We start from the raw sequence: 12,024 nt of genomic DNA, 5'->3' as shown, positions 1-12,024 counted from the left end.
CATGCAGCAAGTGCTATGGCGCGACTCGTGATGGGACCCCACCGCCCAGTGCGCTTGCTAAAGACGAAGGACAGGACGGCTCGCCTGCGGCATCGCGTTCGGTCAGGGGTGGCTGACTTCGCGGGTAACCGTTAGCGTTGCTAACCATGGACATCGCGATTACCGGTGGTTATGTCGTGCCCGTTGATGGTTCGCCTGTTGAGGGTGGGACTGTGCTCATCCGGGACGGGAAGATCGTTGCTGTTGGGGGCGACGTCGAGATTCCTGACGGGGCTGAGGTTGTCGATGCGGACGGGGCCTGGGTTTTGCCTGGCTTTGTCGAGGCTCATGCGCACATCGGCGTCCACGAGGAGGCTGAGGGGTGGGCCGGACAGGACACCAACGAGATGACTGATCCTGTTGGGGCTCGGATGCGGGCGCTTGATGCGATCAACCCCGCTGACCTCGGTTTTGCCGACGCGCTCAGTGGTGGGGTTACCACGGCGGTGATCAAGCCCGGGTCTGGTAACCCCATTGGTGGGCAGACTGTGGCGATCAAGTGTTGGGGGCGGACCGTTGACGAGATGCTCGTCAAGGAGCCTGTCAGTGTGAAGAGTGCGCTTGGGGAGAACCCGAAGCGGGTTTATGGCGACAAGGGGAAGTTGCCGTCCACGCGGCAGGGGGTTGCGGCGGTCATCCGTGACCAGTTGACCAAGGCGCAGGACTACGCGGTCAAGAAGGCTGAGGCTGCCAAGGACGGAAAGGCCTTTGACCGGGACAACACGATGGAGATCCTCGGCAAGGTGTTGAGCGGTGAGTTGGGGTGGTGTCAGCATGCGCACCGGGCCGACGACATCGCCACGGCCATTCGGTTGTCCGAGGAGTTCGGGTATCGGTTGATCCTCAATCATGGGACTGAGGGTCATCTGATTGCGGATGTCATTGCTGACAAGCAGATTCCGGTCATCATCGGGCCGTTGTTCACCAGTCGGTCCAAAGTGGAGCTTCGCAACCGGGGGTTGCGGAACCCTGGCATCTTGGCGCGGGCCGGGGTGGAGTTGGCGATCACCACCGACCACCCTGTTGTGCCCATTCACTTCCTGGTGCACCAGGCCACGTTGGCGGTGAAGGAAGGGCTGGACAGTGATGTGGCGCTGCGGTCCATCACCACGGTTCCTGCTCGGATCATGGGGCTGGATGACCGCGTTGGGTCGTTGAAGGTGGGGCTGGATGGCGATGTGGTGATCTGGTCCGGGGATCCTCTTGACGTGATGAGCCGGGCGCTGCGGGTGTTCGTGCAGGGGCGTTCGGTTTACACGTGGGACGAGGGCAAGGGTGAAGGGGTCGTGGCCGACCCCTTCTACCGCGAGAGCGTCTAGCGGAGGCCTCGGCCGATCACCAGGCGCTGGATCTGGTTGGTGCCCTCGAAGATTTGCAGGACCTTGGCCTCGCGCATGTAGCGCTCCACCGGGAAGTCGCGGGTGTAGCCGGCCCCGCCGAGGACCTGGACGGCGTCGGTCGTCACCTTCATCGCCGCGTCCGTGGCGATGAGTTTGGCGATCGACGCCTGCTGGCGGAACGGGAGGCCTCGGTCTCGGCGGCGGGCTGCCATCAGGTAGGTGGCGCGGGCCGATTCCACTGCTGCTGCCATGTCGGCCAGCAGGAATTCCAGGCCCTGGAACTCGATGATCGGGCGGCCGAACTGGGTTCGCGTCTTGGCGTAGGCGACTGCCTCGTCCAGGGCTGCTTGGGCCAGGCCCACGGCGCAGGCGGCGATGCCGAGGCGGCCCGAGTCCAAAGCGGACAGTGCGATTTTGAGGCCGTCGCCCTCGTTGCCGAGGAGGCGGTCAGTGCCGAAGTGGACGTCGTCGAACTGCAGTTGTGCGGTGATGGAGCCGGTGAGGCCCATCTTGCGTTCTGGGGTGGCCGCTGTGATGCCCTTGGTCTCGCCTGGGGAGAGGAAGCAGGAGATGCCTCGGCCTGCGTCTGGGGACGTGCGGGCCATGAGGGTGTAGAAGTCGGCGGCGCCTGCGTGGGTGATCCACGCCTTGGTGCCGTTCACGACGTACTCGGAGCCCTTGCGGACCGCCCTCGTCGACATGGCGGCCGGGTCGGAGCCCGCCTGGACCTCGGACAGGGCGTAGCCGCCCAGCAGTTCGCCCTCGAGCATTTCCGGGAGCCAGCGGTCCTGCTGCTCGCGGGTGCCGAAGGTGGCCAGGCCGTAGCAGGACATCACGTGCACGGAGAGGCCCACGGCGACCGTCATCCACGCGGAGGCGACCTCTTCGAGGGCCTGCAGGTACACCTCGTAGGGCTGCTCGCCGCCGCCGAACTCCTCCGGGTACGGCAGGCCCAGCAGGCCGGACCTGCCCAGCAGGCGGAACGCGTCGCGGGGGAACTTCTCGTTCTCCTCGGCGTCCGCGGCGTGGGGCTTCAGTTCGTCCCGCGCGATCTCCCTGACCAGCGCGATCAGGTCCTCGGCCTCTTGCGTGGGGAGCAACCGCTCGGCGGGCATCGTCGACCTCCGGTGTGTACTGGTAGCTGTACTCTAGTGCGTTGTGCAGTACACCAGCCAGTGAATGTGGCAGGGTCGTCACATGACGCGGGCGCTCACGCAGCGGCAGGCCGAGTTGCTCACCCGGTTGGAGGCGTTGTTCCTCACCGAGGGCTTCGGGCATCTCACGCTGGACGACATCGCGGGCAGGCTGCACTGCTCGAAGTCGACGCTCTACGCGCTCGCCGGCAGCAAGGAACAGCTGGCGGTCCGGGTCGTCGGGCGGTACTTCAAGGGTGCTGCCGAACGCATCGAGAAGCGCATCGTGGGCCTCAACGACGTGCGCAAACGCATCGGCAGCTACCTCGCGGGGGCTGCTGAGGAGCTGTCGAAGGCCTCTGCGGCGTTCATCGCGGACGTGTCCGACTTCCCGCCCACGCGCGCCACGTACGAACGCAACGCGCGCGCTGCGGCCGAGCGCATCAAGGCGTTCATCCAGGACGGTGTAGAGCGGCACGTGTTCCGCGAGGTGCACGCCACGTTGTTCGCGGAGATGGCCGGCCTGCTCATCGAGGGCATCCAGACCGGGGTCCTCACGAAACGGGCAGGCGTTTCGGACGCCGAGGCGTTCACCGCACTGGGCGAACTGTTGTTGGATGGGCTCCAGAGGAACGGGGTCTCCCAGAAGGAGTAGAGCGCGTGATCGTGGTTGCTGGTGAGGCGCTGGTCGACATGGTGCCGGTGGGGGACGATGAGCTCACGCCGCTCGCGCCGAAGCTCGGTGGCGGGCCGTACAACGTGGCTGTCGCGCTCGGGCGGCAGGACGTGCCCACGGGCTTCCTGTCGCGGGTGTCGACCGACCACTTCGGCGAGCAGTTGGTCAAGCGGCTGCACGCGTCGAACGTGGGAACGGATCTGGTCCAACGTGGACCGGAGAACACCACGCTCGCCGTCGTCGGCCTGGCGGAGGACGGGTCCGCTCGCTACGCGTTCTACGTCGAGGGCACGGCCGACCGGCTCGTCGAGGACCCCGGTCCGCTGCCTGCCGAGGCGAAGGCCGTGTCGTTCGGCACGCTCTCGCTCGTGCTGGAGCCCGGCGCCTCGGTCTACGAGACGGTGCTGCGGCGCGAGGGCAAGCGCTTGCTCACGGCGCTCGACCCCAACATCCGGGCGGGTCTCATCCACGATCCGGGCGCGTACCGGGCGCGGTTCCGGTCGTGGCTGCCCGACGTCGGGCTGCTGAAGCTCTCGGTCGAGGACGCGCAGTGGCTCGCCGAGGCCGACGACGTGATCGAGATCGCAAGGACGTGGATCTCACAGGGACCCGCCGCCGTGGTCCTGACTAAAGGTGGTGACGGTCTGTCCGTGATCACCGCCACCGGACAGGTCGACGTGCCGCCCGTGAAGGTGGACGTGGTCGACACGATCGGGGCCGGCGACACGGTGCAGGGCTCCCTGCTCGCGTGGCTGCACGACCACGACGCGTTGAGCGCGGAGAAGATCCGTGGCCTCTCCACGGAGGAATGGACCGCCGCATTGACGTATGCCGGTGCGGCCGCCGCGATCACATGTTCGCGTGCGGGTGCGGAGCCGCCTTTTGCGAGCGAACTCACCGCCGCGTTGGGTGGATAAAACGGAGGATCGGACTACCGTGGGGTTGCCGCGCTAGAAACTGGCATTACGGATGTGATGCCGGTCCCATCTCACAGAATCGGTTCACACCGCTGCTGCGAGGCGGGCCTTCCGCCGACTAGCGTGAGTGGACTTGAAGACTCAGATCCCAACGGGGTGGTCCGAGACGACGGCGGCCTGTGCCGGCCGCCGCCACCCCGTCCGAGCGTTGAGAGGGACATGAATGCCCGACGCGACGACTGCGCCGACCGACCCACAGACCGTCGCGCTGCGCCATGAGGGCGGAGAGCTCGAGATGAAGGTGGTGCCGGCGTCCGAAGGCGCGTCCGGCATCGAACTCGGCAAGCTGCTGTCGACCACCGGTCTGGTAACCCTGGACACCGGTTTCGTCAACACGGCCTCCTGCTCCTCCGAGATCACCTACATCGACGGTGACGCCGGAATTCTGCGTTACCGCGGGTACCCGATCGAGCAGTTGGCCGCGCGCTCCAACTTCGCGGAGGTCAGCTACCTCCTGATCTACGGTGAGCTCCCGACCGCCGCGCAGCTCGAGGAGTTCAACAACAAGATCAGCAGGCACACGCTGCTGCACGAGGACCTCAAGCGCTTCTTCGACGGCTTCCCGCGCGACGCGCACCCGATGCCGGTGCTGTCGTCCGCGGTCTCCGCGCTGTCGACCTTCTACCAGGACTCGCTGTCGCCGTTCGACGCGAACCAGGTGGAGATCTCCACGATCCGCCTCCTCGCCAAGCTGCCGACCATCGCGGCCTACGCGTACAAGAAGTCGGTCGGCCAGCCGTTCCTCTACCCGGACAACTCCCTTGGCCTGGTGGAGAACTTCCTGCGGATGACCTTCGGGTTCCCGGCAGAGGCCTACGACCTCGACCCGGACCTGGTCCGCGCGCTCGACCTGCTCTTCATCCTGCACGCCGACCACGAGCAGAACTGCTCCACGTCGACCGTGCGCCTGGTCGGCTCCTCCGAGGCGAACCTGTTCGCCTCCATCTCCGCGGGCATCAACGCCCTGTTCGGCCCGCTGCACGGCGGCGCGAACAGCGCGGTGCTGGAGATGCTGGAGAAGATCAAGAACGACGGCGGCGACGTGCAGTCGTTCGTCAACAAGGTGAAGAACAAGGAGGACGGCGTCCGCCTGATGGGCTTCGGCCACCGGGTCTACAAGAACTACGACCCGCGCGCCGCGATCATCAAGAAGACCGCCGACGAGATCCTCGGCAAGCTCGGCGCCGACGACCAGCTGCTCGACATCGCGAAGCAGCTGGAAGAAGCCGCCCTGAGCGACGACTACTTCATCTCCCGCAAGCTCTACCCGAACGTGGACTTCTACACGGGTCTGATCTACCGGGCGATGGGCTTCCCGACCAAGTTCTTCACGGTGCTGTTCGCGCTCGGCCGGCTCCCCGGCTGGATCGCGCACTGGCGCGAGATGATCAACGACCCGGCCACCAAGATCGGCCGCCCGCGGCAGATCTACACCGGCCCGACCGAGCGCGACTTCATCGCGATGGAGAACCGCTGATCACGGGCTAGTTCTTCTGGCAGGCTGAAGGCGCGTCACCCCACCGGGTGGCGCGCCTTTCGCATTGCTGGGGGTTGGGCGTGACGGACGTGCGCGCTGAGGTCGTTCGGTTGTACGAGCGGCAGAGGAAGATGCCCTACCCGCGGGGGCTGTCTGGGGCCGAGGTCGCGGGTGTCGAGATGACCGAGCTGGACATCAGTGCGCTGAGCTGGGTCGGAGCCTGGATCGAGGGTGATGGCGAGCCCGAGGAGAACATGATCGCGCACCTCACGCGGAGCCTTGGGGACCTGCAGCAGGTGGTGCCGTTCTTCGCTGATCCGGCGTCGGAGGGGTATCGGCCGTACACGGCTCTCTACTACGGCCGCCTCCTCGGCCTGGTGCGGTTGGTCGTCCTCGAACTGGTGGCTGCGGTCAGCCATCATGCAGAGCCGCCCGGCTCGCTTTAGCGTCGAACGGTGAGTTCTTCCCCGTCGCTCGTCTGGTTCCGCCGCGATTTGCGGACATCCGATCATCCCGCCATTCTCGCGGCATCCGAAAGATCGCCCCGCGCACTCGCGTTGTTCGTTCTCGACGACCGGTTGCTGAAACCGTCCGGGCAACCGCGAATCGATTTCCTGCACCGCTGTTTGCACGCCCTGAACGACGAACTGGGCGGCCGCCTGATGGTCGTGCACGGTGATCCGGTGGAGGTCGTTCCGCGCATCGCGAGGGAAATCGGGGCGGAGAGCGTCCACATCTCCGCGGACTACGCGCCGTACGGGCGACGCCGTGACGAAGCCGTCGAGGAAGCGTTGGGGGACATCGAACTCGTCCGCTCCGGCTCGCCCTACGCCGTCGCGCCGGGGCGGGTGCACAAGCAGGACGGCACGCCGTTCAGGGTCTTCACGCCGTTCCGCAAGGCCTGGCTGGAGCACGGCTGGCGCAGGCCCGCGGACACCGACGCGTCCACTCTGGACTGGATGAAGCCGGAGCACAGCGTCGAGGTTCCGGCCGTTGACGAGAAACTCCCGGACGCGCTGCAACTTTGGGAGAAGTTCCGCGACGAACGGCTGGAGGACTACGACACGACCCGCGACAGGCCCGACATGGACGCGACGAGCAGGATGTCGGCGTTCCTGCGGTGGGGTGTCCTGCACCCGCGCACGTTGCTCCAGGACTGTGACGGAACGTATCGCAGCGAGCTCGCGTGGCGTGAGTTCTACGCCGATGTGCTGTGGCACAAGCCGGAGACCGCGCGCGAGAACTACGACCGCAAGTTCGACCGCATGGTGCACGACGACGACCAGGAGCTGTTCGAGGCCTGGAAGCAGGGGCGCACTGGGTTCGGGATCGTCGACGCCGGCATGCGGCAGCTGTTGCAGGAAGGCTTCATGCACAACCGGGTGCGCATGATCGTCGCGAGCTTCCTGGTCAAGGACCTGCACCTGCCGTGGTGGTGGGGTGCACGGCACTTCATGGAGCACCTGGTCGACGGCGACATCGCCTCGAACCAGCACAACTGGCAGTGGGTCGCGGGCAGCGGCACGGACGCATCGCCGTTCTTCCGCGTCTTCAACCCGATGACCCAGGCCAAGAAGTTCGACCCGGACGGCCTGTACGTCACGAAGTACGCGCCTGACTCGAAGGACATCCCGCCGATCGTGGACCACGCGGTCGAACGCCAGGTGGCGCTCGACCGCTACCAGGCCATCAAAGCTTGAGGGCCTCGCGGAGCTTGACGCGAGCGCCGGTCCTCAGCACGGCGTTCGCGTAGACCTTGCCGCCCAGCCACGTGATCGCCGCGATGGCCAGCAGGGCCAGCGCGACCGCGAGCAGCACCTGCCAGGCCGGAGCGACGCCCAGCGCCATCCGGCCCGGCATCAGGATCGGGGCGAACGGCGGCAGCATCGACAGCACCGTGACCGTCGTGCCGGAAGGGTTGCCGATCATCAGGTTGATGCCGGCCACGAACGCCACGATGATCGTCATGCTGATCGGCGTCAGCACCGACTGCAGCTCCTCCTGCCGCGACACCAGCGACGCGGCGGCCGCGAACACGGTGGCGTACAGGAAGAAACCGAGCAGGTACCAGAGCACGCCGGTCAGCAGGGCCGCGCCGCCCAGCGAGCTGACGTCGATCACGTCGAACGCGGACGAGAGCCCCAGGCCGACCGTGGAGATCACCAGCAGCTGCAGCAGGCCGACCGCGCCGAGGCCGATCACCTTGCCCAGCAACAACTGCCACGGCCGCAGGGTCGCGAGCAGGATCTCCACGACCCGGCTGGACTTCTCCTCGACCACGCCCTGCGCGACCATCGTGCCGTAGACGAGCAGCGAGTAGTACAGCAGCGCGGCCACTATCAGGCCGATCGCGAGGCGCTGACCTCGTTGCGGGTCAACGGGTTCCAGCGCGGTGACGGCGACGGTGGCGTTCGCGAGGCTCTGCGCGACCTCCTGCGGGTTGATGCCCGCCTCCGCCAGCTGTGCCGTCAGCACCTGCTGGCGCAGCACGTCGTTCAGCGCCGTCGCCAGCACGTCGTCGCCGGAGCCCTTGACGATCATCTTCAGCTCCGGTGGCGCGCCGGTCACCAACGCGTCCAGCGCACCGTCGCGGACCTGCTGCTCGGCGTCGCCCGCGGTCGTGACGTCCCGCGTCTCGACCTCGATGCCGAACGCCTTCGCCTTCTCCCGCAACGGGTCCGCGAGCTGCGTCGCCTGCCCGGAGAGACCGACGACGCTGTGCTGCTGGTCGTCGAACAGCACGGACTGCAGCACCACGTACCCGGCGAGCACGGCGATGATCACCGCTGTGCCGATCAGGAACGACCTGGTGCGCACCTTCGTGACGAACTCGCGCTTCGCCACCAGCGAGACCGCTCGGGCCGACGTCATCCGCTCCTGCCCTCAGTGGTCACCACGTTGCGGAACAACTCCGTCAGCGACGGGCGCTGCCGGGAGAACTCGTGTACCGGACCGGCCGCGAGTGCCGCGTGCAGCACCGTCTGGTCGTCCGTGCCGTCGGCGAGTTCCAGGACGCACCGCGTACCGTTCCTCTCGATCAGCCGCACGGACTCCAGCGTGGCAGCCCATTCGGTCGTTGGCGATTCGACGACCAGGCGGGCCGCGCCACCGGACCGGAGCTCGTCCACCGTTCCGCTCGCGACCATCGAGCCGGCGCTGATGATGCCGACCCGGTCGCACAGCCGTTCCACCAGGTCGAGCTGGTGGCTCGAGAACACCACGGGCACCCCGGCGGACGCCTTCTCGCGCAGCACCTGGCTCATCACGTCCACCGCGACCGGGTCGAGCCCGGAGAACGGCTCGTCGAGCACCAGCACGTCCGGCTCGTGCACCAGCGCGGCGGCCAGTTGGACGCGCTGCTGGTTGCCGAGGCTCAGGCGCTGCACCTCGTCCGTGCGGCGGTCGCGCAGCCCGAGGCGCGCGATCCAGTTCTCCGCGCTCGTGTGGGCCTCGTTGGTGCCCATGCCGTGCAGTTCGGCCAGGTAGACCAGCTGGTCCAGCACCTTCATCCGCGGGTAGAGGCCGCGTTCCTCGGGCATGTAGCCGATGCGGCGCCGGGTGTCGAGGTCGACGGTTCTGCCGTTCCACCGCACCCCGCCGGAGTCGGCCGCGAGCACGCCCAGCGCGATGCGCATGGCCGTGGTCTTCCCGGCGCCGTTGCTGCCGACGAACCCGAAGAGCTCGCCGGCGCGCACGTCGAAGGACATGTCCCGCAGGGCGACGACCTCCCCGTAGCGCTTGGAGATCCTGTCGATCTCCAGCACTCCCTCAGGCACGGTGAACCCCTTCGTTAGCCCGGATGGCGGTAATCGCACTGAAAGTATCGATGAGCAGGGAACGGGTGAAACGATACGGGCGTCTACGGCGAATCGAATGAACGACCAATTCACTCAACGGGGGTGACCATGGAGCCCATTGACCCGGATCAGTGGCTCAAGCAGTACGGGGCCAAGATCGAGCAGGCCAAGCAGCACGCTGAGCAGGCACGCGACCAGCTTGGTGGTGTCGGCGGTAGCGCCAGCTCGCCGGACGGCCTGATCACGGTGACTGTCAACGCCACAGGCGTCCTGACAGACCTCCAGATCAAGCCCGAGGCCCGTGGCATGGACCCCAGTGAGATCGCCTCCGCCGTGCTCGCCGCTTCCACCAAGGCCCAGCGTGACGCCTCCGGCCGTGTCGTGCAGATCATGACGGACTTCGTCGGTGACAGCCCCGCGCTCGAGTTCGTGAAGGCGCAGATGCCGAACGGATACAAGGGCGACGGAACCGACGAGGAAGAACCGAAGTCGGAGTTGGAGCGCAAGGACGTCCGGCCCGACGACGAGTACTTCACGAACCCGCCCGACGTCATGGCCTGAGTGCAGGAGGGGGTTAGGCATGCAGCAGCACTTCAACATCGACCTGGACGAGCTGAGAACCCACGCCGCGAACGTGGACCGGCTCATGGAACGGATGCGCAAGGCCACCGAGACGTGTGATCCGGGTGCCCTCACGACTGAGGCGTTCGGCGTCTTCCTCGGGTTCCTGGCGTCGAAGGTCCTGCAGGAGGCCGGTCTGTCGCAGGACGGGCTCGGCAAGGCCGCGAACTCGCTGATGGACATGGCGAGCGGTCTCAAGCAGACCGTCGAGCAGTACGAGCAGGTCGACCTCGACAACATGTTCGGCTTCAAGGGAGGCCGGGGATGAACGCCCCAGCGGCACAGTCCAGCAGCGGTGACACCGCGCAGCTGTTCAACAACATCTCGAGCGCCTACTCGTCCATCGAGAGCGGCGACTGGGTCAGCGGTGGCCTCGGCATCGCGAACGCGGCCATGAGCATGGTCGGGAACGGCTCGAACCCCCTCAGCGGCTTCCTGTCCGCGGGCTTCAGCTGGGCCATCCAGCACGTCGACTTCCTGCGCGAGCCGTTCGACGTCCTGCTCGGCAGCCCCGAGTCCATCGCCAAGATGTCCGAGTCGTTCAAGAACGCGGGCAAGCAGGTCAAGGGCATCGCGACCGAGTACGAGAAGATCTGCGTCTCGCAGACCCGAGAGTGGCAGGGCAGGGCGGCCGACGGCTACCGCGCCGCCGCCAAGCGGCACGCGACCGGCCTCGAGACCCTCGCGAAGTCGGTCGACGGCATCGCGGGCGCGGTCAAGGGCGCCGGTGAGCTCGTCGGCACCGTTCGCAAGATGATCATGGACCTGATCAGCCAGGCCGTGTCCGACATGGTCATGAAGATCATCCAGTGGCTGGCGGCCTCGTTCCTGACGTTCGGCGCGGCCATCGCGGGCGCGATCGCGGACATCGTCACGACCGCGGTCAACTACGCGAAGAAGCTCTCCGACTTCCTGCAGAAGCTCGTCGGCTCCGTGCAGAAGCTACTGAAGCTGATCCAGTCGGTCTCGCAGATCGCCAAGGCCGCCGAGACGATCATCGACGCGATCTCCACGATGGCGAACAAGGGCAAGGGCGGCGGTGGCGGCGCTCCGGTTCGCAACACCGCCGGTGGTTTCGACGGCATCCGCGCCGACGACCAGTCCCGTGCGTCCGGCGGTGCGGGCGGCACGTTCACCAGTGGCGTCAACGACAACTCGGTCAGCCGGCCGACCGCCGGTGACGGCCTGAGCAACGTCCGTCCCGGCTACGGCGGCGGCAACGCGGACGGCTGGCCGGGCTCGTACGGGCAGGGACCGAACGTCGGTGCCGGTCCGGCCGTGCGTCCCGGCTGGACGCCTTCCGGCAACTCCGGAGGTCCTTACACCTCTCCGGGCAACACGGGAGGCGGCGCCGGTGGTGGTGGCGGCGGTTACGTCCCGCCCGGTTCGGGCTCCGGCGCGGGCACGGGCTCCGGTCCGGGTCGCTGGGTGCCGGGTCACTGGGAGCCCGACACGACCACGACGGCCGGTGGCGGCGCCGGGGTCAAGCCTCCGTCGGTCGGCATCCCGCCGGCCACGGGCAACCCCGACTGGTACCGGCCGACGACGACCGACCACGCCGCGACCGCTGCCTCTGGTGGCGCCGGTGGCGGTGCGGGCGGCGGCGTGCCCAAGGGCGGCGGCGGAGGTGGCGGTGGCGGCATGCCCCCCGGCTTCGGTGGCGGCCCGGCCGGTGGCGGCGGTGCCGGTGGTACCTCGGCCACGCAGTTCGGCGGTGCGGCCGGCGTCATGGCGGCCGGCAGCGGCGGTGCTGCTCCTGCCGCACCCGCCGGTGGTGCCGGTGGCGGTGGCGGAGCCAAGGGTGGCGTCGGCATGGGCGGCATGATGGGCGGCGCTCCGATGGCCGGTGGCGCCGGTCAGCAGGGCGGCAGCAACGAGCACAAGCGGAAGGTGCGGATCGAGGGCGAGTCCCTGGTCGAGCCTCCGAAGGCCGCGAAGCCGGTCATCGGCGAGTGAGCTGACCG

The 12,024-nt window shown here is 67.5% G+C and carries 12 protein-coding genes; 9 read left to right on the top strand and 3 right to left on the bottom strand.

The features are described 5' to 3' along the window. Positions 1-146: 146 nt before the first annotated feature. Positions 147-1,358 carry an amidohydrolase gene (locus tag IEY88_RS43000; RefSeq protein WP_189160666.1) on the top strand — a complete coding sequence of 404 codons (1,212 nt, stop codon included), beginning with the start codon at positions 147-149 and terminating at the stop codon, positions 1,356-1,358. Here IEY88_RS43000 and IEY88_RS42995 read toward each other — a convergent pair. Then, positions 1,355-2,494 (bottom strand): acyl-CoA dehydrogenase family protein, encoded by a 1,140-nt coding sequence (locus IEY88_RS42995; protein WP_189160665.1) that lies wholly within the window; start codon positions 2,492-2,494, stop codon positions 1,355-1,357. The two genes, IEY88_RS43000 and IEY88_RS42995, sit on opposite strands and share 4 nt — an antisense overlap. A gap of 82 nt (positions 2,495-2,576) precedes the next feature. On the opposite strand from IEY88_RS42995, the gene IEY88_RS42990 reads away from it, so the two are divergent. The 5 genes from IEY88_RS42990 to IEY88_RS42970 all read left to right on the top strand — a co-directional run bounded on the left by IEY88_RS42990 (position 2,577) and on the right by IEY88_RS42970 (position 7,342). Continuing rightward, positions 2,577-3,167 carry a TetR/AcrR family transcriptional regulator gene (locus IEY88_RS42990; RefSeq protein ID WP_189160664.1) on the top strand — a complete coding sequence of 197 codons (591 nt, stop codon included), beginning with the start codon at positions 2,577-2,579 and terminating at the stop codon, positions 3,165-3,167. Positions 3,168-3,172: 5 nt separating this feature from the next. Further along, positions 3,173-4,105, top strand: a complete 933-nt coding sequence (locus IEY88_RS42985) for a carbohydrate kinase family protein (protein WP_189160663.1) — start codon at positions 3,173-3,175, stop codon at positions 4,103-4,105. Between the two features lie 223 nt (positions 4,106-4,328). After that, a complete protein-coding gene (locus tag IEY88_RS42980; protein ID WP_189160662.1) occupies positions 4,329-5,642 on the top strand; it encodes a citrate synthase in 1,314 nt (437 codons plus the stop codon). 179 nt (positions 5,643-5,821) lie between these two features. Continuing rightward, positions 5,822-6,088 carry a hypothetical protein gene (locus IEY88_RS42975; protein ID WP_189160661.1) on the top strand — a complete coding sequence of 89 codons (267 nt, stop codon included), beginning with the start codon at positions 5,822-5,824 and terminating at the stop codon, positions 6,086-6,088. A 9-nt stretch (positions 6,089-6,097) separates the two neighbouring features. Then, positions 6,098-7,342: a cryptochrome/photolyase family protein gene (locus IEY88_RS42970; protein WP_189160660.1), complete on the top strand. Its 1,245-nt coding sequence runs from the start codon at positions 6,098-6,100 to the stop codon at positions 7,340-7,342. On the opposite strand, the gene IEY88_RS42965 is transcribed toward IEY88_RS42970, so the two are convergent. After that, positions 7,332-8,513: an ABC transporter permease gene (locus tag IEY88_RS42965; RefSeq protein WP_189160659.1), complete on the bottom strand. Its 1,182-nt coding sequence runs from the start codon at positions 8,511-8,513 to the stop codon at positions 7,332-7,334. The two genes, IEY88_RS42970 and IEY88_RS42965, sit on opposite strands and share 11 nt — an antisense overlap. Continuing rightward, on the bottom strand, positions 8,510-9,418 hold the full coding sequence (locus IEY88_RS42960; protein WP_189160658.1) for an ABC transporter ATP-binding protein: 909 nt from the start codon (positions 9,416-9,418) through the stop codon (positions 8,510-8,512). Before IEY88_RS42960 ends, IEY88_RS42965 begins: the two co-directional genes overlap by 4 nt. A gap of 129 nt (positions 9,419-9,547) precedes the next feature. On the opposite strand from IEY88_RS42960, the gene IEY88_RS42955 reads away from it, so the two are divergent. Genes IEY88_RS42955 through IEY88_RS42945 form a run of 3 tightly spaced genes read left to right on the top strand, consistent with a single transcriptional unit; the run spans position 9,548 to position 12,016 of the window. Further along, entirely contained in the window at positions 9,548-10,000 is a 453-nt protein-coding gene (locus IEY88_RS42955) for a YbaB/EbfC family nucleoid-associated protein (RefSeq protein ID WP_090065808.1), read from the top strand. Between the two features lie 19 nt (positions 10,001-10,019). Continuing rightward, complete coding sequence (locus IEY88_RS42950; RefSeq protein ID WP_189160657.1) at positions 10,020-10,328, top strand: hypothetical protein; 309 nt, start codon at positions 10,020-10,022, stop codon at positions 10,326-10,328. After that, on the top strand, positions 10,325-12,016 hold the full coding sequence (locus IEY88_RS42945; protein WP_189160656.1) for a WXG100 family type VII secretion target: 1,692 nt from the start codon (positions 10,325-10,327) through the stop codon (positions 12,014-12,016). The genes IEY88_RS42950 and IEY88_RS42945 overlap by 4 nt, the downstream gene beginning before the upstream one ends. The last annotated feature ends 8 nt before the right edge of the window (positions 12,017-12,024 follow it).

The sequence above is a fragment of the Lentzea pudingi genome, from assembly GCF_014646255.1.
Classification (GTDB): Bacteria; Actinomycetota; Actinomycetes; order Mycobacteriales; family Pseudonocardiaceae; genus Lentzea; species Lentzea pudingi.
The sequence above is the reverse complement of the archived record's forward strand: the minus strand, read 5'-3'. Positions and strand labels throughout refer to the sequence as shown.